The organism is Streptomyces zhihengii, from assembly GCF_016919245.1.
Classification (GTDB): Bacteria; Actinomycetota; Actinomycetes; order Streptomycetales; family Streptomycetaceae; genus Streptomyces; species Streptomyces zhihengii.
On record NZ_JAFEJA010000001.1, the window covers coordinates 5,491,595 to 5,514,124 of the forward strand.

Consider the following 22,530-nt stretch of genomic DNA (forward strand, 5'->3'; position numbering starts at 1 on the left):
CCACGAAGGTTCCAGATGTCTGCCGAGTCGGTCTTCCCACAGCTCGAAGCTCTGCTCCCGCACGTGCAGAAGCCCATCCAGTACGTCGGCGGTGAACTGAACTCCACCGTCAAGCCGTGGGAGTCCTGCGACGTCCGCTGGGCGCTCATGTACCCCGACGCGTACGAGGTCGGCCTGCCCAACCAGGGCGTCATGATCCTCTACGAGGTCCTCAACGAGCGCGAGGGCGTCCTCGCCGAGCGCACCTACAGCGTGTGGCCCGACCTCGAAGAACTGATGCGCGAGCACCGGGTGCCGCAGTTCACCGTGGACTCCCACCGGCCCGTCGGCGCGTTCGACGTGTTCGGTCTGAGCTTCTCGACCGAGCTCGGCTACACCAACATGCTCACCGCGCTGGACCTGGCGGGCATCCCGCTGGAGTCCGCCGACCGCGGCCTCGACGACCCGATCGTGCTGGCCGGCGGACACGCCGCCTTCAACCCGGAGCCGATCGCCGACTTCATCGACGCGGCGATCATCGGCGACGGCGAGCAGGCCGTGCTCGACATGACCGAGATCATCCGCGCCTGGAAGGCCGAGGGCCGTCCCGGCGGCCGCGAGGAGGTCCTCTTCCGGCTCGCCAGGACCGGATCCGTCTACATCCCGCGGTTCTACGACGTCGAGTACCTGCCGGACGGCCGCATCGGACGGGTCGTGCCCAACCGCTCCGGCGTGCCGTGGCGCGTCTCCAAGCACACCGTGATGGACCTCGACGAGTGGCCCTACCCGAAGCAGCCGCTCGTGCCGCTCGCGGAGACCGTCCACGAGCGGATGTCCGTCGAGATCTTCCGCGGCTGCACCCGCGGCTGCCGCTTCTGCCAGGCCGGCATGATCACGCGCCCCGTGCGGGAGCGAAGCATCACCGGCATCGGCGAGATGGTGGACAAGGGCCTCAAGGCGACCGGCTTCGAGGAGGTCGGCCTGCTGTCGCTGTCCAGCGCCGATCACAGCGAGATCGGCGACATCGCCAAGGGCCTCGCCGACCGGTACACCGAGGACAAGATCGGCCTGTCGCTGCCGTCGACCCGGGTGGACGCCTTCAACGTCGACCTGGCCAACGAGCTGACGCGCAACGGCCGCCGCTCCGGTCTGACGTTCGCCCCCGAGGGCGGCTCCGAGCGGATGCGCAAGGTCATCAACAAGATGGTCTCGGAGGAGGACCTCATCCGGACCGTCGCCACCGCCTACGGCAACGGCTGGCGCCAGGTGAAGCTGTACTTCATGTGCGGCCTGCCCACCGAGACCGACGAGGACGTCCTGCAGATCGCCGACATGGCGATGAACGTCATCCAGAAGGGCCGCGAGGTCTCCGGCTCCAACGACATCCGCTGCACGGTCTCCATCGGCGGTTTCGTGCCCAAGCCCCACACCCCCTTCCAGTGGGCCCCGCAGCTCTCCGCGGAGGGGACGGACGCCCGGCTGGAGAAGCTGCGCGACCGGATCCGCGGCGACAAGAAGTACGGCCGCTCCATCGGCTTCCGCTACCACGACGGCAAGCCCGGCATCGTCGAGGGCCTGCTCTCGCGCGGCGACCGCCGCGTGGGCGCCGTGATCCGCGCCGTCTACGAGGACGGCGGCCGGTTCGACGGCTGGCGCGAGCACTTCAGCTACGACCGCTGGATGGCCTGCGCGGAGAAGACGCTGCCCGGCTTCGGCGTGGACGTCGACTGGTACACCACCCGCGAGCGCACCTACGAGGAGGTCCTGCCCTGGGACCACCTGGACTCCGGTCTCGACAAGGACTGGCTCTGGGAGGACTGGCAGGACTCCCTCGACGAGACCGAGGTCGAGGACTGCCGCTGGACGCCGTGCTTCGACTGCGGTGTGTGCCCCCAGATGGACACCCACATCCAGGTCGGCCCGACGGGCAAGAAGCTGTTGCCGCTGACGGTCGTCAAGTAGCCGTCCGCCCCGCTCGGGGGAGGCCCGGTCCGGAGGGAGACCTCCGGACCGGGCCTCGTCCCGTTTCCGGGCGCCTTCCGGGCGTACCCGCGGGGGATGGCGCATCCAGGCAGCGCCGGATTGCGTCCTGCCTGGCATGGACCTGAACAAGCCCGCGGATCCGCCCCCGCCGCCGCCCGTGCCGTACGAGGGCGGGGAGGGGTGTCTGACCGTCGCCGTCAGGGTGCCGGTGCGGATCGTGGTGCTGGTTCTCGTGGTGCCGGTGCGGATGCTGTGGGATCTGCTCGCGCTCTGCGGCCGGGCCGTGCACACGGCCCTGCTCAGGCCGCTGGGCAACGCGCTGACCTGGTTCTTCGACCAGGTGGTCGCGCCCGTCGCCCGTGCGCTCGGCGTCGCGGTCCTCTGGCTGGGCAAGGCGCTCCTGCTCTGGCCGCTGATGGCGCTGTGGCGGTACGTGGTGGTCCCGGTGGTGAAGTACGGGCTGGTGGTGCCGGTGTCGTGGAATTATCGGCGGGTGCTCACCCCGCTCGGGCACGGGCTGGTGTGGACGCTGGGGCGGTTGGCGGCGGGGATCGCCTGGCTGGCGCGGACGCTGGGCGCGGGCGGGCGGTGGCTCGCCGTCGGTGCCGGCCGGGTGCTCGGGGTGCTGGTCGTCGTCCCGCTGGTGGCGCTGTGGCGGTACGTGGTGGTGCCGGTGGTGAGGTACGGGCTGGTGGTGCCGGTGTCGTGGATTTATCGGCGGGTGCTCACCCCGCTCGGGCACGGGCTCGCGTGGGCGGCCCGGGGGCTCGGGGCGGGTGCCGTCTGGACGGTGCGTACGGCCGTCGCCGGGCTCGTCGCGCTGCTGCGAGTGCTGCTCGTGGTGCCGGCCGGATGGCTGTGGCGGCGGGTCGTGGTGCCGGTGGGGCGCGAGATCGGGGCGGCGCTCCAGGTCGGCTGGCGGGTGGCCGGCTTCCTCTCCCGTGCCGTGGGCCGCGCGCTGAAGTGGCTGGCCTGGCAGCTCGCCGGGCGTCCGGCCGCGTGGTTCTACCGGGCCGTGTGCGTCCCCGTCGGCCATGGGGTGCGCGACGCGGTCTGGCGGCCCGCGCGCCGGGCCGCCGCCGAGGCCGGACGGGCGGTCCGCGCCGCGCTCGCCGGGGCCCGGGCGACCGTCCGGCAGGCGCGCCGGGACGCCTGGCGCGCCCTGGTCGGCGGACCCCGTGCTGCCGAGCCCGTGCCCGGTCCGCCGCTTCAGGCGCGTAATCTGGTGGGTACGCAACAACCACAGACCGTTCCCGGCGTGGCGGCCGGCACCGAGACCTCGCTCCCCGAGCGGGCGTGAGCCGGGCCCGGCCCCCGAAGGAACCCCCCGCACGTCCGAGGGCGGCGCGCCACCCGCGCCCGCTCCGCACCGAGGAGAAGAACCACTGGGCAAGCGACAGCCCGAAGGCCCGCCGCCCGCACCTGCGGTGCAGCGCATCCGACTGCGCTACACCAAGCGCGGCCGCCTCCGGTTCACCAGCCACCGTGACTTCCAGCGCGCCTTCGAGCGGGCGCTGAGGCGAGCCGAGGTGCCCATGGCGTACTCGGCGGGCTTCACCCCGCACCCGAAGGTGTCGTACGCCAATGCCGCACCCACCGGCACGGGCAGCGAGGCCGAGTACCTGGAGATCGCCCTCACCGCACACCGCGACCCGGCCCGGCTGCGCGAGCTGCTGGACGAGTCGCTGCCGGCCGGCCTCGACATCACCGACGCCGTGGAGGCCCGCACCCCGGGTCTCGCGGACCGGCTGACCGCGTCCGTCTGGGAGCTGCGGCTGGAGGGCGTCGAGCCGGAGGGGGCCGAGAAGGCCGTCGCCGCGTTCCTCGCCGCCGAGACCGTGGAGGTCCAGCGGAGGACCAAGAACGGCATGCGGACCTTCGACGCGCGAGGTGCCGTCGCCGGTCTTCAGGCGGGTCGTCCACAGCCTGATAGGCCGGGGGACGGGCCCTGTGCGATACTGCGGCTGGTTGTTCGGCACGTGACACCTGCCGTACGACCCGACGACGTCCTGTCCGGTCTCCGAGCTGTGGCCGACCTGGCGCCGCCGGTCCCCGCAGCGGTGACCAGGCTGGCGCAGGGGCTCTTCGACGAGGAGTCCGGCACGGTGACCGACCCGCTCGCGCCCGACCGCGAGGCTGTCCCGGCCGCTTCACCCACGGCCGCCGGAACCGCCTCTGCGACGGCGCCGGAAGGTCCCGCCGCGTAAGGACGGTCGTCGATGCGCTGCTCTGGTACTCGGGAGCCACCTGGGTCGGGCCGCGCAAGGACACAGGAGACTTTCGCCAGGCCGTGCGTACATCGCGTACGGAACCGGCGAGCCATACATCAGCTCCCGTGCGGCGCCCGCGCCCCGGACGGCGGCACCGCGCACATCACGCGGGCCGCGGCCGGACCGGATCCAGGCGCGGCGCCCGGGGGCACGACGGGAGAAACGCCCGCATGCTCGAACAGCCGAACGAGTCCGGCTCTGCCGGTAACCCGCAGAACGACGATCACACCAGCCCGAGCGACACACTGCCGCCGCGCCGCCGGCGCCGCGCCGCGTCGCGTCCGGCCGGCCCCCCGGAGACGGCCGAGGCCACCGGGACGGAGACCGCCGCCGCGTCCGCGGTGACGGACGAGCCCGCTGCCGCCGCTCCGGTCGAGGAGGCGCCCGCGCCGCGTACGCGCCGTCGGGCGACCCGTAAGACGGCCGCGCCCGAGCCGACCGTCGTGGAGGAGACGCAGCCCGAGGCCGAGGCCGAGGCCGCTCCGGTCGAGGAGGCGCCCGCGCCGCGTACGCGGCGCCGTGCCACCCGTAAGACGGCCGCGCCTGAGCCGGTCGCCGTGGAGGAGACGCAGCCCGAGGCCGAAGCCGCTCCGGTCGAGGAAGCGCCCGCGCCGCGCCGTACCCGCCGCCGCGCCTCGGCGCCCGCCGGTGCGCCCAAGGCCGAGACCGCGCCCGAGCCCGTCGTCGTCGAGGACGCCGCCGTGGACGAGGAGCCCGAGGAGGAGACGCAGCCCGAGGCCGAAGCCGCTCCGGTCGAGGAGGCGCCCGCGCCGCGTCGTACCCGCCGCCGTGCGTCGGCGCCCGCCGGTGCGCCCAAGGCCACCGACGCCCCCGAGGTCACCGAGGCGGCCCCGGCCGTGAGCGAGCCCGCCGAGGCCGCCGTCGCCGAGACCGCCGCTCCGGCCGAGGAGGCGCCCGCGCCGCGTACCCGCCGCCGCGCCACCCGCAAGGCCACCGCGCCCGCCGGGGCGCCCCGGGCCGCGGCCGAGGAGACCCCCGCCGCGGGCGAGAGCCTGCCGGAGGGCGTCGCCGAGCAGATCGCCGCCGAGGAGACGAAGGTCGCCGCCGCGGAGAAGGCCGCCACCCGCGGCCGGACCGGCCGGAAGGCCGCCGCCCCCGAGTTCACCTCGGGCACCGACGAGCGCCCGGCCAAGGGCCGCCGTGCCGCACGCCCCGCCGTGCCGACCTTCCAGGCCCCGGTCTTCGCCGAGCCCATGTTCCAGACCCCGGAGACCGCGGCCGCCGCTGCCGCCGCCGCGGCGAGCGCCCCGGCCGAACCCCGCGAGGACGAGGCCACCGCGCCGGTGGCCGAGGAGACCGGCGGCCGCCGTCGCCGTCGCCGCCGTGGCGAAGCCGCCGCCGTGGTCGAGGCCGTCGAGACACCCGCCGAGCAGGCCGGGCCCGCCGAGGCGGAGCCCGAGACCGAGACCGAGCCCGAGCAGGCCGAGGACGCCCACGGCGAGGACTCCGACGACTACGAGGACCGTCCCTCGCGCCGTCGCCGCCGCGGCGGACGCCGCCGTCGCCGGGGCGAGGCCACCGAGGCCGACGACGCCCAGGACGAGGCGTCCGAGGAGCCGGAGGCCGCCGACGAGTCGCAGGACGAGGGCGACGACGAGGACGAGGAGTCCACGGACACCCCCTCCGCCGCCGGCACGTCCAGCAGCCGCCGTCGCCGTCGCCGTCGCCGTCGCAGCGGTGACGCCGCCGGCGAGGGCGAGGCGGGCACCGACGACCCGGAGCGCACGGTCGTCAAGGTCCGTGAGCCCCGCAAGGAGGAGGAGCCGAGCGACGAGGTCCAGTCCATCAAGGGCTCGACCCGTCTGGAGGCGAAGAAGCAGCGCCGCCGCGAGGGCCGCGAGCAGGGCCGCCGCCGGGTGCCGATCATCACCGAGGCGGAGTTCCTGGCCCGCCGCGAGGCCGTCGAGCGCGTGATGGTCGTCCGCCAGAGCGGCGAGCGCACCCAGATCGGCGTCCTCGAGGACAACGTGCTCGTCGAGCACTACGTCAACAAGGAGCAGGCCACCAGCTACGTCGGCAACGTCTACCTGGGCAAGGTCCAGAACGTGCTGCCGTCGATGGAGGCCGCGTTCGTCGACATCGGCAAGGGCCGCAACGCGGTGCTGTACGCCGGTGAGGTCAACTTCGACGCCCTCGGCATGTCCGGCGGTCCGCGCCGGATCGAGGCCGCGCTCAAGTCCGGCCAGTCGGTCCTCGTCCAGGTGACGAAGGACCCGATCGGCCACAAGGGCGCCCGTCTCACCAGCCAGGTCTCGCTGCCCGGCCGCTACCTGGTCTACGTGCCCGAGGGCTCGATGACCGGCATCAGCCGCAAGCTGCCCGACACCGAGCGGGCGCGTCTGAAGACCATCCTCAAGAAGATCGTCCCCGAGGACGCGGGCGTCATCGTGCGCACCGCCGCCGAGGGCGCGAGCGAGGACGAGCTGCGCCGTGACGTCGAGCGGCTCCAGTCGCAGTGGGAGGACATCAAGAAGAAGGCGAAGAGCGGCAACGCCCCGACGCTGCTCTACGGCGAGCCGGACATGACCGTCCGGGTCGTGCGCGACATCTTCAACGAGGACTTCTCCAAGGTCGTCGTCAGCGGTGACGAGGCGTGGGAGACCATCCACGGCTATGTCTCGCACGTGGCGCCCGACCTGGCCGACCGCCTCCAGCGGTGGACCAGCGAGACCGACGTCTTCGCCGTCCACCGGATCGACGAGCAGCTCATGAAGGCGCTGGACCGCAAGGTCTGGCTGCCGAGCGGCGGCTCGCTGGTGATCGACAAGACCGAGGCGATGATCGTCGTCGACGTCAACACCGGCAAGTTCACCGGCCAGGGCGGCAACCTGGAGGAGACCGTCACCAGGAACAACCTGGAGGCGGCCGAGGAGATCGTGCGCCAGCTCCGGCTGCGCGACCTCGGCGGCATCGTCGTCGTCGACTTCATCGACATGGTGCTGGAGTCCAACCGGGACCTCGTCATGCGCCGCCTGCTGGAGTGCCTGGGCCGTGACCGGACCAAGCACCAGGTCGCCGAGGTGACCTCGCTGGGCCTGGTCCAGATGACCCGCAAGCGCGTCGGCCAGGGCCTGCTGGAGTCGTTCTCCGAGACCTGCGTCCACTGCAACGGCCGTGGCGTCATCGTGCACATGGAGCAGCCGTCCACCTCCGGTGGCGGGGGCGGCGGCAAGCGCTCCAAGAAGCGCGGCCGCGGCGGTTCCGGTGCGGACCACGGCCACGAGCACGAGCACGAGCACGCCGTGACCCCGGCCGCCGAGCCGGAGGAGACGGAGACCGAGGCGGAGGTCGCGGCCGAGGCCGCGGCTCCCGCGGCGCTCGCCGAGCCCGAGTTCGCCCCGGACGAGGAGCTGTACAGCAGCGCCGCCGAGGCCGAGGCCGCCGCGACGCGCGGCCGCGGCCGCCGCCGGGCGACCCGCAAGGCCACGGCTCCCGCCGGTGCGCCCAAGGCGGCCGAGCCCGTGGTGGCGGAGCAGGCGCAGGCGCCCGTGGAGGAGCCTGCCGCCGAGCCCGTGGCCGAGCCTGCCGCCGAGCCGGTCGCGGCGGAGAAGGCCCCGGCGGGCCGCACCCGCCGCCGTGCGACCCGTGCGGCGTCCGCGCCGGCCGGGCCCCCGGCGGCGGCCGAGCCCGCCGAGCCGGTCGTGGTCGAGGCCCCCGCGGCCGCGGAGACCGAGCCGGAGCCGGTGGCCGAGCCCGAGCCCGTCGCCGAGGCGCCGGTCGCGGCTCCGCCGCGCGCACGCCGCCGGGTGACCCGCAAGGTCAGCGCGCCGGCGGGTTCGCCCGCGGGCGCCGACGAGGCCGCCGTCGTCGTGGTCCCGGCCGAGACGAAGGCCGAGGAGCCCGCCGAGGCGGCGGGCGAGCCGGCGGCGGAGGAGGCAGGGGCTCCGGCCCCGGCGGCCAAGAAGGCGGCCCGCAAGACCGCCAAGAAGGCCACCGCGAAGAAGGCGGCGGCCAAGAAGACCACCGCCAAGAAGACGACGGCCAAGAAGACGACCGCGAAGAAGGTCTCGAAGAAGACCGTCGCGGCCGAGCAGTCCTCGTCCGCGGGGGTCTCCGCGAGCACGTCGCAGGAGTAGGCGGCAGCGGGGCGTGTCCCCGTCGCGCTTACGCGGCCCGTCACCGGTTCCCACCGGTGACGGGCCGCGGCCGTTCGGCGGGCGCCCTCGGGGGTGGGGAGCGGCCCTTGAGCGGGCGGCCCCGGCGGCGGGACGCGGCCGAGGGGCGGGTGTCCGGGCGGTGGGGAGCCGGCCCTTCGGCGGGATCCCTCGGCGGTGAGGAGCGGCCGTCCGGCGGGCGGCCTCGGAGGCGGGCTGCGACCCTTCGGCGGGCGCCCTCGGCGGCGGGACGCGGCCGATCAGCCGGGGCCTCGGCGGCGGCTGAGTGCGGCCGGCGGGGGAGGGGCGGGCGCCGTGGCCGGGGGCCGTCGCGCAGGCCGGCAGGGGGCGCGGGGGCCGGTTTGACCGGTGGGGGACGGATCCGTAACCTTGTCCATCGGCGTGTTTCCTTATGCGCCCATCCCTGAGCACCTCCCTTCCGGTCCGCCGGGAGAGGCCGCTCGTCCGCATCGGACCATCCCGATCATCCGGGCCCCGGCCCGTACGCGCGGCTGGCATCAGGGATTTCGTTCCGAGCGAGAGAGAGATCCGCGTGTACGCCATCGTGCGCAGCGGTGGTCGCCAGCACAAGGTTGCTGTCGGCGACATCGTTGAGGTTGACAAGATTTCCACTGCCCAGGTTGGCGACACGGTCGAGCTCTCGACCCTGCTCGTTGTCGACGGCGACGCCGTGACCAGCGACCCGTGGGTGCTGGCCGGTATCAAGGTCACGGCCGAGGTCGTGGACCACCACAAGGGTGCGAAGATCGACATCCTTCGCTACAAGAACAAGACCGGCTACCGCCGCCGCCAGGGTCACCGCCAGCAGTACACGGCGATCAAGGTCACCGGCATCCCCGCGGCTGCGAAGTAAGGGACTGAGGAGACATGGCACACAAGAAGGGCGCATCGTCCACCCGGAACGGTCGCGACTCCAACGCTCAGCGGCTCGGCGTGAAGCGCTTCGGCGGTCAGGTCGTCAGCGCCGGTGAGATCCTGGTCCGCCAGCGTGGCACCCACTTCCACCCCGGTGCGGGCGTGGGCCGTGGCGGCGACGACACCCTGTTCGCGCTCCTGCCCGGTGCGGTGGAGTTCGGCAGCCACCGTGGTCGCAAGGTCGTGAACATCGTTCCGGTCGCCTGACCGGTTCAGTTCCGAGGGGCGGACCTCACTTCCCGTACGGGAAGCGGGTCCGCCTTTCGTTTGTTGTAGAGACAGACATTTCCATCGGTTTTTCCGCAGGACCCACCCATTCACTGGAGGCACACCCATGACCACCTTCGTGGACCGCGTCGAGCTGCATGTCGCCGCGGGTAACGGAGGCCACGGCTGTGCCTCCGTGCACCGGGAGAAGTTCAAGCCCCTCGGCGGCCCGGACGGCGGCAACGGCGGCCGCGGCGGCGACGTCATCCTGGTCGTCGACCAGTCCGTGACGACGCTGCTGGACTACCACCACAGCCCGCACCGCAAGGCCACCAACGGCAAGCCCGGCGAGGGCGGCAACCGCTCCGGCAAGGACGGCCAAGACCTCGTGCTGCCCGTGCCGGACGGCACCGTCGTCCTCGACAAGCAGGGCAACGTCCTCGCCGACCTGGTCGGCCAGGGCACCACCTACGTCGCCGCCGACGGCGGCCGCGGCGGTCTCGGCAACGCGGCGCTCGCCTCCGCCCGCCGCAAGGCCCCCGGCTTCGCGCTGCTCGGTGAGCCGGGCCGGGCCGGCGATGTCGTCCTGGAGCTCAAGACCGTCGCCGACGTGGCGCTCGTCGGGTACCCGAGCGCGGGCAAGTCCTCGCTGATCTCGGTGCTCAGCGCGGCCAAGCCGAAGATCGCCGACTACCCCTTCACCACGCTCGTCCCGAACCTGGGTGTCGTGACCGCCGGTTCGACGGTCTACACGATCGCCGACGTCCCCGGTCTGATCCCGGGCGCCAGCCAGGGCCGTGGCCTGGGCCTGGAGTTCCTGCGCCATGTCGAGCGCTGCTCGGTGCTGGTGCACGTCCTGGACACGGCCACCCTGGAGTCCGACCGGGACCCGGTCTCCGACCTCGACGTCATCGAGGAGGAGCTGCGCCAGTACGGCGGCCTCGACGACCGTCCGCGCATCGTCGTCCTCAACAAGATCGACATCCCGGACGGCCAGGACCTCGCCGACATGATCCGGCCGGATCTTGAGGCGCGCGGCTACCGCGTGCTGGAGGTCTCCGCCGTGGCCCACAAGGGCCTGAAGGAGCTGTCGTTCGCTCTCGCCGAGATCGTCGCCGAGGCGCGTGCGGCGAAGCCGGTCGAGGAGGCGACCCGTATCGTCATCCGCCCGAAGGCGGTCGACGACGCCGGGTTCACCGTCACCGCGGAGGAGGACGACCTGTACCGGGTGCGCGGCGAGAAGCCGGAGCGCTGGGTGCGGCAGACGGACTTCAACAACGACGAGGCCGTCGGCTACCTGGCCGACCGCCTCAACCGCCTCGGTGTCGAGGACGCCCTGATGAAGGCCGGCGCCCGGGCGGGCGACGGCGTCGCGATCGGCCCCGAGGACAACGCGGTCGTCTTCGACTGGGAGCCGACGATGATGGCCGGTGCGGAGATGCTCGGCCGCCGTGGCGAGGACCACCGCCTGGAGGCCCCGCGTCCGGCCGCCCAGCGCCGCCGGGACCGCGAGGCGGAGCGGGACGAGGCACAGCGCGAGTTCGAGGGCTTCGACCCCTTCTGACGGCACCCGCCCGGCGGCCCTTCCGGGCCGCCGGGCCGGGCGGTACTCCGGCGCCTCCCGGCGGAACGGCGTCGCTCCCGCACCCGTCATACTGGACGAGTTCACGTTGTTTTCCCTTGATGTTCGAGGAGTCGCCCGCCGTGCGAAATCCCGAGGCACCCAGGCTGCTTGGGGTCTACCGCCGAGCCGTCCCGGAGAGCGTGAGGCGGGCGATCGTTTCGCAGGTCGACGCCGACATGCGCCGCCGCCTGAAGATGCGCATCGCCAACGGCACCGCCGTCGCCGAGCGCATCCGCGCGGGCCGCGTCGCCCGGCGCTACGAGGCCCTCGCGTCCGGGCCCGACCGGGCCGTCGTCCCGATCGGCCAGGAGCCGAAGGTCGCCCTCGTCGACGAGGGCATGACGCCGCTCCGGGCCCGCCGGGAGAACCTCGCCCTGGTGCTGGGCGCCCTGGAGGGCGCCGGGATCGAGCACTTCTGCGTCCGCGGCCGCTCCGAGACCGCCTCCGCGGTCGCCGTCCGCGTCGAGGACCGCGAGGCCGTGCTGAAGGCGCTCGCCGCAGCCTGCTCCGACAAGCCGGGATACGCCACCGTCGTCCGCGGCAACGGCGCCGTGCCCCAGGCGTCCCTGCCGGGCTACGAGGCGTCGACCTGGCGCCGGCTGCGGGACGCCGACGTCGTGCGGGTCACCTGGTACCGCACCGACCTGACGCGCCAGCTCAAGCTCGGCACCCAGTACGGCTGCGACATCGAGTTCTGGTTCGAGGAGGAGGGCGAACTCACCGCCCCCCGCCCGGGCAAGCTGGCCCAGGCCCTGCCGCTGACGGGCGACACCGTCACCGTGTCCGAGTCGTACTTCACCAGCCTCGCCCCCCGGGAGTCCGAGGACGGGGCCCTGGTGCCGACCCGGCCCGAACTGGCCGTGGTCCACACCGACGAGGTCACCTTCCCCGTCGACGTCGTCTACACCTGGGTCGACGGCGCCGACCCGGCGTGGCTGCGGCGGCGGGCCGAGTTCTCCGGCGAGGGCTACCACGCGGAGGCCGCCAACGCCGCCCGCTACCTCAGCCGCGACGAGCTGCGCTACTCGCTGCGCTCGCTCCACATGTACGCGCCCTGGGTGCGCACCATCTACCTGGTGACGGACGACCAGACGCCCTCCTGGCTGAACACCGAGGTCCCCGGCCTGAAGGTGGTCTCCCACAAGGACGTCTTCCGCTCCTCGGGCGGGCTGCCGACGTTCAACTCGCACGCCATCGAGAGCCAGTTGCACCACATCGAGGGCCTCTCGGAGCACTTCCTCTACTTCAACGACGACGTGATGCTCGGCAACGAGGTGACGCCCGGGGACTTCTTCCTCTCCAACGGCCTCACCAAGTTCTTCCCCTCGCCGGCCCTGGTGCCGCTCGGGGAGAAGACCGCCGGCGACCCGCCCGTCGCGGCGGCCGGCAAGAACAACCGCCGGCTGATCGAGGAGCGCTACGGCAAGGTGCTCGTGCAGAAGATGAAGCACATGCCGCACCCGCTGCGGCGCAGTGTGCTCACCGAGATCGAGACGGAGTTCGAGTTCGAGTACCGCGCGACCGAGGGCAGCCGGTTCCGCAGCATCGACGACATCTCCATCGCCTCCTCGCTGCACCACTACTACGCGTACCACACCCAGCGGGCCCTGCCGTCGGCGCTGCCCTACACGTATCTGGACCTGACGCACCCGTGGACGGAGGCCCGGCTCGGCCGGCTGCTCGCCAACCGCGACAAGACGGTGTTCTGCGTCAACGACACGGTCTCCACCGAGCAGGACGTGACGGGCCAGAAGGACCTGATCACGCCGTTCCTGGAGGCGTACTTCCCGGTGCGGAGCCCGTTCGAGAAGTAGCGGTCCGCTCCGCCCCACGAGAGAGGGCCCGCACCGTCCGTCCGGACGGTGCGGGCCCTTCGCCGTGAGGTCCGGCGGCGGTCAGTCGCGCTCGAAGCGCGAGCGGACCGGGAAGTAGGCGTTCAGGAAGGCGCGCAGCACGCGGTCCTGCTCGTCCACCGGCACCTCGGCGTCGGCCGACTCGCCGATGCAGAACACGTCGTGGCTCCGCGAGGCCAGCAGCCGGCTGAGCACGGTGTGGTGCTCGTAGTTGCCGACGTTGATGTAGCTGCACGAGATCAGCGCGGGCACCGAGCGGCCGGTGAGGTAGCCGTAGTGGTGGTGCAGCGACGAGGTGAGGGACAGGTCCGTGTTCGCGCGGAACGGGTTGCGGGCGGTGGCCGACACCTCCTCGGGGAAGCGCTCGGCGATCTCCGCCAGCACGCTGCGGCGCAGCGGGTGCGGGGCGTGCAGGAAGCCGTGGGTGGCGACCCGCCCGAACGCCTCCTCCAGCAGGGCCCGGTTGTTCTTGGCGGCGGCGAAGTAGCCCTCGTCGTCGGGCGACGGGTCGCTCGGCGGCACCGCGGTCGGCGAACGGAACAGCTTGGCGAGGCCGTTGCTCATGAAGAACGAGCTCGCCGTCAGCGGACGCCCGATGAACACGTCGTCGTTGAGGTAGAGGAAGTGCTCCGAGAGGCCGTCGATGCGGTGCAACTGGCTCTCGATGGCGTGCGAGTTGAACGTCGGCAGCCACTCGGGGTCGGTGAAGATGTCGCGGTGGCTGACGACCTCGATGCCGGGCTGGTCGGTGTCCAGCCAGGAGGGCGTCTGGTCGTCCGTCACCAGGTAGACGGTGCGCACCCAGGGGGCGAACATCGCCAGCGACCGCAGCGAGTACCGCAGTTCGTCCCGGTTGCGGAAGCGGACGTCACCGCTGTCGGCGTCGTCGACGGGCATGTCCATGCGCCGGCGGACGGTGTCCCGGCGCTCGCGCCAGGCCGGGTCGGTGTCGTCGACCCAGGTGTAGACGACGTCGACGGGGAAGTCGACGTCCCACATCAGCTTCTTGGTGAACTGGTTCAGCGTCGGATAGGCGTGCTCGCCGACCTGGAGCTTCGCGGTGGCCTCCAGCGAGGGCAGCCGGCGGCCGAGGAGCGTCGCGGACCGGGGGCTGTTGCGCCAGCCGTCCTCGTCCTCGTCCCAGAACTCGACGGTGCAGCCGTAGGCCGGTCCGTAGCGCAGGGTCCGGCTCGGGCTCGTCACCGGCTTGAAGACGCGGACGCCGGCGATGTCGCCGACACCCTCCAGCCGCTCGGCGAGCACGGCGCCGGGCGCCGCGCCCCGCGGGGTGATCAGCTCGCCGTAGACCGGCTGGCCCGCCAGCTCGGTGGCCAGCGCCCGCAGCGCGTCCGCGCGCCGCTCGACCGGCACGGCGAGCAGGTGCGGGACACCGTCGTTGCGGACGAGGACGAAGGGGATCCCGGCGTTCTCGAACGCGCCGGCCGTGATCTCCAGGTTGAGATCGGCCATCGTCGGCCCGTTTATGTCGTTGCGCTCCTCGGCCAGGCGGCCGGCGGAACGGATCAGGGACCGGTCCTGCGCCTGGATGAGGACCTCGCGGGCCTTCTGCTCGTCGGCGGAGTTCGCGAGGTGGGAGACCGGGGCGGCGACGCTGAAGCTCTTGGTGCCGCCCGCGGCGATGCGCAGGGCGGTGCGGTCGGCGCGGGCGGCGAGCCGCTCGGGGGTGTCCCGGGCGGCGAGGAGGCGCTCGAAGAGCTCCTCCCACTGCGCGGTGATCTTCTCGCCGGAGAAGCGCTCGTTGACCCCGGCCCGGGCGGCCTTGCCGAAGGCGTGCCGGGTCTCGTCGTCGCTCATCAGCCGGGACATGGCGGAGGCGAGGGAGTCGATGTCGCCCGGCGGGACGAGCAGTCCGTCCACGTCGTGCCGGATGATCTCAGCCGGGCCGGTGACGATGTCGTAGGCGATCACCGGTACACCGGCGGCGAACACCTCCAGCAGCACCAGCGGGAACGCCTCGTTGCGCGACGGCAGCAGGCAGAGCGCGGCCTTGGCCCACTCCTGCTCCATCTGGTCGGAGCGGCCCATGAGTTCGACGTGCGAGTGCAGGCCGAGCCCTTCGACGAGCCGGCGCAGCCTGACGAGCTGGGGACCGTCGCCGAAGATGCGCAGCGTCCAGTCCGGGAAGTCGTCACGGACCTTGTGGAAGGCGTTGATCGCGTGGTCGAGCTGCTTCTCCGGGGTCATCCGGGCGGCGAGGACGATGGTCCTGCTCTCCAGGTCGGAGCGCTGGCGGTAGCCGTCCGGCACCGCGTTCGGGATGTGGACCAGCTCGGGCGCGGCGGCCTGGAGCGAGTCGGCGAACCAGTCGTTGGTGCGTTCGGTGAGCGAGACCAGGGCGTCGAGCATGGGCCCGTACACGAGCAGCGGCTCGCCGGTGACGCCGCGGAGCTGGGAGGCGCGGTGCTCCTGGTGCACGGTGACGACACGGGAGGGGGCGAGCTCGGCGACGGCGGCCATCAGGGCCGGGGTCGTGCTGACCAGGATGTCGGCGTCCAGCTCGGCGAGTTCCCGCTTCAGCTCGACGTCGGAGAGCCGGTTGAAGGTGCTCTCCCAGGACGGCTTGATGATCTCGCTGGGCAGCGAGGCCAGCGTGCGGCACGCCTCGGCGTTCAGCGAGGAGGAGCGCACCGGGCGCTCGGTGGAGCCGGTCCGGTCGATCAGGTAGCGCCGCTCGACCTTCCTGGCCGCGGCGAAGAACGGCTCCTGGCGGGTCTTGAAGACGCTGAGGACCTCGACCTCGTGACGGGGCGCGAGGTGGATCGCCTGGGTGTAGGCGGCCATCTCGGTGCCGCCCATCTCGTCGCCCCAGGTGAGCAGAAACGTGATCTTCATGCGATGTCCTCAGTGCTTCGGAGCGCCGGTTCGAGTTCTGCGCAGGCGACGGTGAGTGCCCCTGCCGCCGTGACATGGGCGTGCACCCGCAGGAGGGCTCCGTTGTCCAGGGCGATGATGCGGAACGGTGTGCGGTACACCTGCTTGGGGTGGCGGACGTCCGTCAGCCGGCGGGCGATCCGCAGCCGGCTGCCGCCGGCCCGCAGGAAGAGGTCCCAGGTGCGGGAGGCACCGCGGCCGCCGCCCATGCGGTCGAGCGGCACGTCGAAGGTGAAGCGGTCGCCCTCCCAGCGGGGCTTCGCCGAGGCGGTCAGGCTGCCCCGGCGGGCGACGGCCTCGGCCGTCCCGGATCCGTCCGGGTCCCGGCCGACGAGGCGGCCGTACACGGTCACCCGGTCCCACCGCAGGTCGAACGAGGTGAGCTCGGCGTGCGGGCGGGCGGGGCGGACCTTCAGCAGGGCGAAGCCGTCGACGGAGCGGACCGGCCGGAAGACGGTGCCGTCCACGGGCGACGGGGAGTAGGTAAGGGTCGGGCCGTCGGAGATCTCGGCGTGCGCCGCCGCCGTGACCCTGACCCGGCGGGTCTGCCCCGCGGCGTCCGTGAGGAGCACGGTCAGCCGCCAGATGCCGGTCCCGAGGACGGGCCCGCGGGTGCCCGGGCCCGGCCGGTCGCGGTGGCGCAGGGGCACGGTCGCGGTGAGCAGCAGGGCGCCGTCGGCCTGGGGCTCCAGCTCCAGCGGGACGCGTTCGCGGCTGGTGCCGTGGGACAGCATGAGGTCGGCCGACGCGATGTCACCGCCCGGCACGGAGACCGCGAAATTCAGGGTCCGGCCGCTGGAGACCGAGTAGTGGACGGGCCGGAGTTGTGCGCGTGGCCGGATTCCACCGCCGATCGCGGGGACGGTGTGCAATTGCTCGACGCGACGTCGTACACGTACGGCGGCCCGGCGAGCACGCTTGGCAGCGCCCACCGCATAGGGCAGCAGTGAGTCACTCACAGCGTTCCCGGCTTCCATTCAGATCTGATGGTCAGCGTCGCATGGTGCCAAGAATGAGCATCATCGGCAAGTTGACTCATAATTCGAACCTTATGTGACGGCGATCACTCGTCCAGGTGAAACCTGTCGTCATTTTTCTCCTCTTTACCAGTGGCCGATCCGGGTGATCGGCACCGACGTGAAGAGGGAGACATGGCTCGCCGTACCGAAACTCATTGTTCCGCACTCTCGCGGCGGGCCGTACTGGCCGCCGTCGCGGGAGCCTCGGCGGCGGGCATGATGAGCGGTTGCGTCGCGGCGCCCCGCCCCGTCCCTTCGGACGCCCCGGGAGCGGCCGGCGGTTCCGGCACGCCGGTCGGCCGGGTCGGCGCCCAGCCCCGCCGGGCCTTCGCCCGTACGGGCGAGGCCCGGGTGATGCAGATCGTCGCCCATCCCGACGACGACCTGTTCTTCATGAACCCCGACGTGGCGCAGACCATCGAGGGCGGCGTCCCGGTCACCTCCGTCTACGTCACGGACGGGGGATCCTTCGGGGTCAACAAGGTGCCCGGCAGGCCCGCCCCCGCCGCGGACGTCCCCGCCTACGTCTCCGCGCGCCAGCAGGGCCTGCGCCAGGCGTACGCCCAGATGATGGGGCTGCCCCTGTTCACCCCCTGGGAGCGGGCGGCCGTCCGGCTGCCCGGCGGGCGGGAGGCCGAGCTCAACCGGCTGGACCACCTGGGCCGGCGCGTCGACCTGGTCTTCCTCAATCTGCGCATGCACGCCAAGGCCGGCGGCACCGCCGTGAACCTCACCCATCTGTGGAAGAGCCCGGGGGTGCTGCTGCCCACCCAGCCCGCCCCCGGGTCGCCCGTGAGCGGTGCCTTCTCGTACGGCCACGACGACCTCGTCGAGGCCCTCGTGGCGCTGCTCCGCCGCTACCGACCCACCCTGATACGCACGCTGGACCCCGACCCCGACGCCCAGGTGCACGACCAGCGGCATCCGCGCGGCAGCGACCAGCGCGGGTACTCGGACCACCCGGACCACACGGCGGCGGCGCTCTTCGCCTGGCGCGCGCTGACCTCCTGGGCGGCGGGCCCGGGTGGTGCCGCCGGGGCGCCCGCCTTCCAGACCGAGGCGTACCGGGGCTACTACAACCAGCGCTGGCCGCACAATCTGCCCCCGGAGACGGTCGCGCTGAAGACACGGCACCTGAACGCCTACGGCGGCGACCCGTCCTGGGGGTGCGGCAACGGTTCCGGCTGCGGCGACTACGCGATCGGGAGCGACCGGGTCCTGGCGTCGGACCGCGGCTGGGTGCGCAGCACCCACCGGCGGTACCCGACCGCGGGCCCGCGGGCCGTCGTCGACGCCGACGACGGCCGCACGACGGTCTACGCGGTGCTCGGCACCCGTCTGGCGCGCTGGGCCGGACGGCCGGACGGCACACCGGGCGACCCCGAGGACCTCGGCGGCGGCCCGCTCGCGCCCGCCATAGCCGTGGCCACCGCGGCGGACGGCGCCCATCTGGTCTTCGCGCTGCGGTTCTCCCGGCTGGGGGCCGGTGTGCGGCACAACCTCCGGGAGGTCGTGATGCTGCGGCACGGTCCCCGGGGCGAGGGCGCGGGGGAGACCTGGGAGAGCCTCGGCAGCCCCGAGACGGAGCCCCGCCGCACCCGGCTGACCGGCACCCCCGTCGCGGTGACCGGGGCGGACGGCCGTACCCATCTCTTCGTGCGCAACGGGCGCAAGGGCGTCAGTACCCGGGTGCGCGACCCGAAGGGCACCTGGTCGCCCTGGCGGCGGCTGCCCGGCGGGCACGTCCAGGAGGGACTGGCCGCGACGGTCGACGGCGACGGCCGTGTCCACCTGTTCGCCGCCTCGTCCGGCTGGATGGAGCACTGGGCCCAGCGCGGCTCCGGCGGCAGGCTGAAGAAGGGGTCCCGGCGGCTCGTCGCCCGGCCCGGTGACGTCCCGGACGCGGTCACCGCCGCGGACGGCTCGGTGCTGGTCGGCTACCGGCGCGTCGCCAGCGACCGCGTGAGGGTCGAGCGCCTCGCCGCCGGCCGCCCCGCCCGCTGGTCGACTGTGGCTGACCGGCCCGCCCCCGGCTACGGCCGGGTCGCCCTCGTCGGCGGCCGGCGGCCCGAGGCGTCCGACCTGCGCATCGCGGTCGGCGGGGGAGCGTTCGGCGGACCGGAGGGCGACGGCACCGTGATCCGGGCCGCCGCCCGGGGCACCGCCGCCCCCGTGCTCGGCACGCCGACGACCGCCGTCGCACCCGGCGGCGGCCCCGCCGTGATGGTCGTGCTCGGGCTGGACGGCAGCCCGCAGGTGACCCGGGTGCGCGAGGGCGGCGGCAGCGCCTGAGAGGGCCGGGCGGGGCGCCGGGGACGGTCTTCTAGAATGAGCGGATGACCTGGATGATCACTGGCGGTGCGGGCTTCATCGGATCTCATGTGGTGAAGGCCCTCACCGAGGGCGGGGAGCGCGTGGTCGTCCTCGACGACCTCAGCACCGGCGACCCCGCCCGGCTTCCCGCCGGGGTACCTCTGGAGCGCGGCTCCGTGCTCGACCGTGGGCTGGTGGACCGGGTGCTGCGCGAGCACGACGTCCGGGGCATCGTCCATGTGGCGGCGAAGAAGCAGGTCGGCGAGTCCGTGGAGCGTCCCCTCCACTACTACCGGGAGAACGTCACCGGTCTGCAGACCCTGCTGGAGGCCGCCGCCGACGCCGGCGTGAGCCGCTTCCTGTTCTCCTCGTCGGCCGCCGTGTACGGGATGCCCGACGTCGACCTGGTGACGGAGCGGACCCCGTGCGCCCCGATGAGCCCGTACGGGGAGACCAAGCTGGCCGGCGAGTGGCTGGTGGCCGCCGCCGGGCGGGCGCACGGCATGGCGACCGCCTCGCTCCGGTACTTCAACGTGGCCGGCGCCGCGAACGCCGAGCTCGGCGACCCCGGCGTCTTCAACCTGGTGCCGATGGTGTTCGAGCGCCTGGACCGGGGCCGGCCGCCGCTGATCTTCGGCGACGACTACGCCACCCCGGACGGCACCTGCGTCCGCGACTACATCCACGTCGAGGACATCGCCTCCGCCCACCTCGCGGCCGCGCGCCGGCTCGCCGACGACCCCACCGCCGCGCTGGTGCTGAACATCGGCCGCGGCGAGGGCGTCTCGGTGGCGGAGATGGTCGAGCTGATCCGGGAGGTCAGCGGCTTCACCGACGCCGAGGTCGAGGTCGCGCCCCGCCGGGCGGGCGACCCGGCCCGGGTGGTGGCCTCCGCCGAGCTGATCCGCAAGGAGCTGGGCTGGAGCGCCCGGTACGACGTCCGGGACATGGTCGCCTCCGCCTGGGAGGGCTGGCGTCTGCGGCACCCCGCCCCGGAGCACTGACCCGCGGGGAATCTCCCCCTGCCGACGGCCCGTGTGCGCTCGTGCGCCCACGGGCCGCGGTGCGTCCTGCCCCTCCCGCACCACGGCGGGGCGCCGGGCCGCCCGGACGGAGCATCCCTCCCGTATCGACACGACCGCACCCGAACGGGTGCGAATGCCGCTGAGGGCGCATGCAGGGGCATAACGTGGGGCGCGCTTCGTCGGGCACGTGTCCTCGGTGCCCGGGCCGCACCCGGATTCGTCGGTGCCGGAGCCGAGTGAACGGGAGTGCCGGTGAAGATCTCCTTCCTCATCCACACGGTCTACGGGATCGGCGGCACCATCCGCACGACCCTCAACCTGGCGGAGGAACTGGCCAATCGGCACGAGGTCGAGATCGTCTCGGTCTTCCGGCACCGCGACGACGCCGCCTTCGCCCTCGACCCGCGGCTGTCGGTCGTCCCCCTCGTCGACATCCGCGAGGGCAGCGAGGACCTCCGGGACCCGCTGATCTCCCAGCCCGCCACCGTGTTCCCCCGGGCGGAGGCCCGCTACAAGGAGTACAGCCGGCTCACCGACGAACGCGTCCGGGCCCACTACGCCGGCAGCGACGCCGACGTCGTCATCGGCACCCGCCCCGGTCTCGTCGCCTGCGTCGCCCGCTTCGCCCCGGTCACCGCCGTCCGGATCGGCCAGGAGCACATGACGCACAACCACCACCGCGCCGCGCTGCGGGAGGAGATGTACGAACACCTCGACGCCCTCGACGCGTTCGTCACCGTCTCCGAGGGCGACGCGCAGGTGTGGCGCGACAAGATGCCGCTGCCGACCACCCGGGTGCTGTCGATCCCCAACAGCGTGCCGGAGCCGTCGGTGCCCCCGTCGGACGGCGGCAGCCGCACGGTCGTCGCCGCCGGCCGGCTCTCCGGCGAGAAGCAGTACGACGTCCTCGTCGACGCGTTCGCCGTGGTCGCGGCCCGGCGGCCGGAGTGGACCCTGCGCATCTACGGCTCCGGCGACCAGCACGACCGGCTGTGGGAGCGCATCACCGGGCTCGGGCTCTACAACCGCGTCCATCTGATGGGGCCGTGCTCGCCGATCGAGCCCGAGTGGTCCAAGGGTGCCGTCGCCGTGTCCACCTCCCGTCACGAGTCGTTCGGGATGACCCTCGTCGAGGCGATGCGCTGCGGGGTGCCGGTGGTGAGCACCGACTGCGACTACGGTCCGCGCGAGATCATCCGGGACGGAGTCGACGGACTGCTCGTCCCGGTCGGCGACGCCGCCGCCGTCGCGCGGGGCCTGCTGCGGCTCATCGACGACGGGGAACTGCGCCGCTCGATGGCCGCCGAGGCGGTGCGCGGAGCCCGCCGCTTCGACCCGGGGGTCGTCACCAAGCAGTACGAGGCGCTGTTCGGCGAACTCGCCGCCGAGGTCGCCGAACGCGTGCCGGTCCCCGGCATGGCGCCCGTCGCCGACTGCGCCGTCGCCCGTGACGGCGCGGTGCGGGTGACCCTGGTGGCCCCGCTGCCCGCCGGCATCGAGCGGGGCGCCCGGCTGGTCTGCACCCGCACGGGCGAGCGCACCGAGGTCCGCTCGTACGCCGTCGACGAGGCGGGCTCCGCCCTGATCCCGGCGGGTGACGCCTTTCCCGAGGGCGTGTGGAACGTCTTCGTCGAACTGGCCGGAGGGGCGGGGCGGGGCAGGGTGACGGCCAGGATCGTCGACCAGCGCGGGGCGCTGCACGCGGCGGAGCGGGTCGGGCCCGGCACGGGGGTGCGCCATCTGCTCCCGTACGAGGACAAGGCGAAGGCCGGGGCGCTGATGCTGCGGGCCTGGCACCGGCCGGTGCACGCCGAGGCGGCCGACGTCAGGATCGACGGGCCCACCGTCACGTTCGAGGGCGGCATGCTGGGCACCGCGGCGATCGAGGGCAGGCCCGAACTCGTCCTGCGGCGCAGGGGGAGACCGGACGACGAGATCACCGTGCCCGGCGAGCGGGTCGGCGAGGACGGCTTCCGGTTCCGTTTCTCCTCGTCCCTGCCGGCGGCGTCCCAGACCACCGCGCACGACGTGTGGGACTTCCACATCAGGTGTGTGCCCGGCGGGGAGCCGGTACGGATCGGCCGCCTCCTCGACGATGTGGTCGGCAAACAGCGCAGCTTCGCCTTTCCGCACACGGTGTTGTCCAAACATCGTCAGGAAAATCTTGTGAGGGCCGTGATGAAACGGGTACTGGGAAGACCGGCGCCGAAGATCCGTGTGCACGTCTACTACACGCTCTCCAACGACCTCGCCCTCAATGTGGTGGATCTGTAGGGCGCGGAATGTGTGACTCCGGGGTATTTCACCCCACTGG

Annotated in this window: 13 protein-coding genes; 11 read left to right on the forward strand and 2 right to left on the reverse strand. The window is 73.1% G+C overall.

Annotated features, from left to right (window positions below; genetic code table 11):
- Window positions 1-15: 15 nt before the first annotated feature.
- The 8 genes from JE024_RS23295 to JE024_RS23330 all read left to right on the forward strand — a co-directional run bounded on the left by JE024_RS23295 (window position 16) and on the right by JE024_RS23330 (window position 12,928).
- The gene (locus JE024_RS23295; RefSeq protein ID WP_205375444.1) at window positions 16-1,941 is read left to right on the forward strand and encodes a TIGR03960 family B12-binding radical SAM protein; all 1,926 of its coding nucleotides are present in this window, start codon (window positions 16-18) and stop codon (window positions 1,939-1,941) included.
- 136 nt (window positions 1,942-2,077) lie between these two features.
- Window positions 2,078-3,262: a hypothetical protein gene (locus JE024_RS23300; RefSeq protein WP_205375445.1), complete on the forward strand. Its 1,185-nt coding sequence runs from the start codon at window positions 2,078-2,080 to the stop codon at window positions 3,260-3,262.
- Between the two features lie 127 nt (window positions 3,263-3,389).
- Window positions 3,390-4,169, forward strand: a complete 780-nt coding sequence (locus tag JE024_RS23305) for a TIGR03936 family radical SAM-associated protein (RefSeq protein ID WP_205375446.1) — start codon at window positions 3,390-3,392, stop codon at window positions 4,167-4,169.
- A gap of 233 nt (window positions 4,170-4,402) precedes the next feature.
- A complete protein-coding gene (locus JE024_RS23310) occupies window positions 4,403-8,329 on the forward strand; it encodes an Rne/Rng family ribonuclease (protein ID WP_205375447.1) in 3,927 nt (1,308 codons plus the stop codon).
- Window positions 8,330-8,900: 571 nt separating this feature from the next.
- Complete coding sequence (gene rplU / locus JE024_RS23315; RefSeq protein WP_147986440.1) at window positions 8,901-9,221, forward strand: 50S ribosomal protein L21; 321 nt, start codon at window positions 8,901-8,903, stop codon at window positions 9,219-9,221.
- A gap of 14 nt (window positions 9,222-9,235) precedes the next feature.
- On the forward strand, window positions 9,236-9,490 hold the full coding sequence (gene rpmA / locus JE024_RS23320; RefSeq protein WP_147986439.1) for a 50S ribosomal protein L27: 255 nt from the start codon (window positions 9,236-9,238) through the stop codon (window positions 9,488-9,490).
- Window positions 9,491-9,617: 127 nt separating this feature from the next.
- Window positions 9,618-11,054, forward strand: a complete 1,437-nt coding sequence (obgE, locus tag JE024_RS23325) for a GTPase ObgE (RefSeq protein WP_205375448.1) — start codon at window positions 9,618-9,620, stop codon at window positions 11,052-11,054.
- 140 nt (window positions 11,055-11,194) lie between these two features.
- Entirely contained in the window at window positions 11,195-12,928 is a 1,734-nt protein-coding gene (locus JE024_RS23330; RefSeq protein WP_205375449.1) for a stealth family protein, read from the forward strand.
- Window positions 12,929-13,009: 81 nt separating this feature from the next.
- Here the strand turns inward: JE024_RS23330 and JE024_RS23335 are convergent, their stop codons facing one another.
- Together JE024_RS23335 and JE024_RS23340 are read right to left on the reverse strand one after the other, a co-directional pair.
- Window positions 13,010-15,820, reverse strand: coding sequence for a stealth family protein (locus tag JE024_RS23335; protein ID WP_205375450.1), 2,811 nt, complete (start codon window positions 15,818-15,820; stop codon window positions 13,010-13,012).
- On the reverse strand, window positions 15,817-16,731 hold the full coding sequence (locus JE024_RS23340; RefSeq protein WP_244883038.1) for a hypothetical protein: 915 nt from the start codon (window positions 16,729-16,731) through the stop codon (window positions 15,817-15,819). Before JE024_RS23340 ends, JE024_RS23335 begins: the two co-directional genes overlap by 4 nt.
- A 363-nt stretch (window positions 16,732-17,094) precedes the next feature.
- Between JE024_RS23340 and JE024_RS23345 the strand changes: the two genes are divergently transcribed.
- The 3 genes from JE024_RS23345 to JE024_RS23355 all read left to right on the forward strand — a co-directional run bounded on the left by JE024_RS23345 (window position 17,095) and on the right by JE024_RS23355 (window position 22,490).
- Complete coding sequence (locus JE024_RS23345) at window positions 17,095-19,170, forward strand: PIG-L family deacetylase (RefSeq protein WP_244883039.1); 2,076 nt, start codon at window positions 17,095-17,097, stop codon at window positions 19,168-19,170.
- Window positions 19,171-19,214: 44 nt separating this feature from the next.
- Window positions 19,215-20,195, forward strand: coding sequence for a UDP-glucose 4-epimerase GalE (gene galE, locus JE024_RS23350; protein WP_205375453.1), 981 nt, complete (start codon window positions 19,215-19,217; stop codon window positions 20,193-20,195).
- Between the two features lie 273 nt (window positions 20,196-20,468).
- Window positions 20,469-22,490: a glycosyltransferase family 4 protein gene (locus JE024_RS23355; RefSeq protein WP_205375454.1), complete on the forward strand. Its 2,022-nt coding sequence runs from the start codon at window positions 20,469-20,471 to the stop codon at window positions 22,488-22,490.
- The last annotated feature ends 40 nt before the right edge of the window (window positions 22,491-22,530 follow it).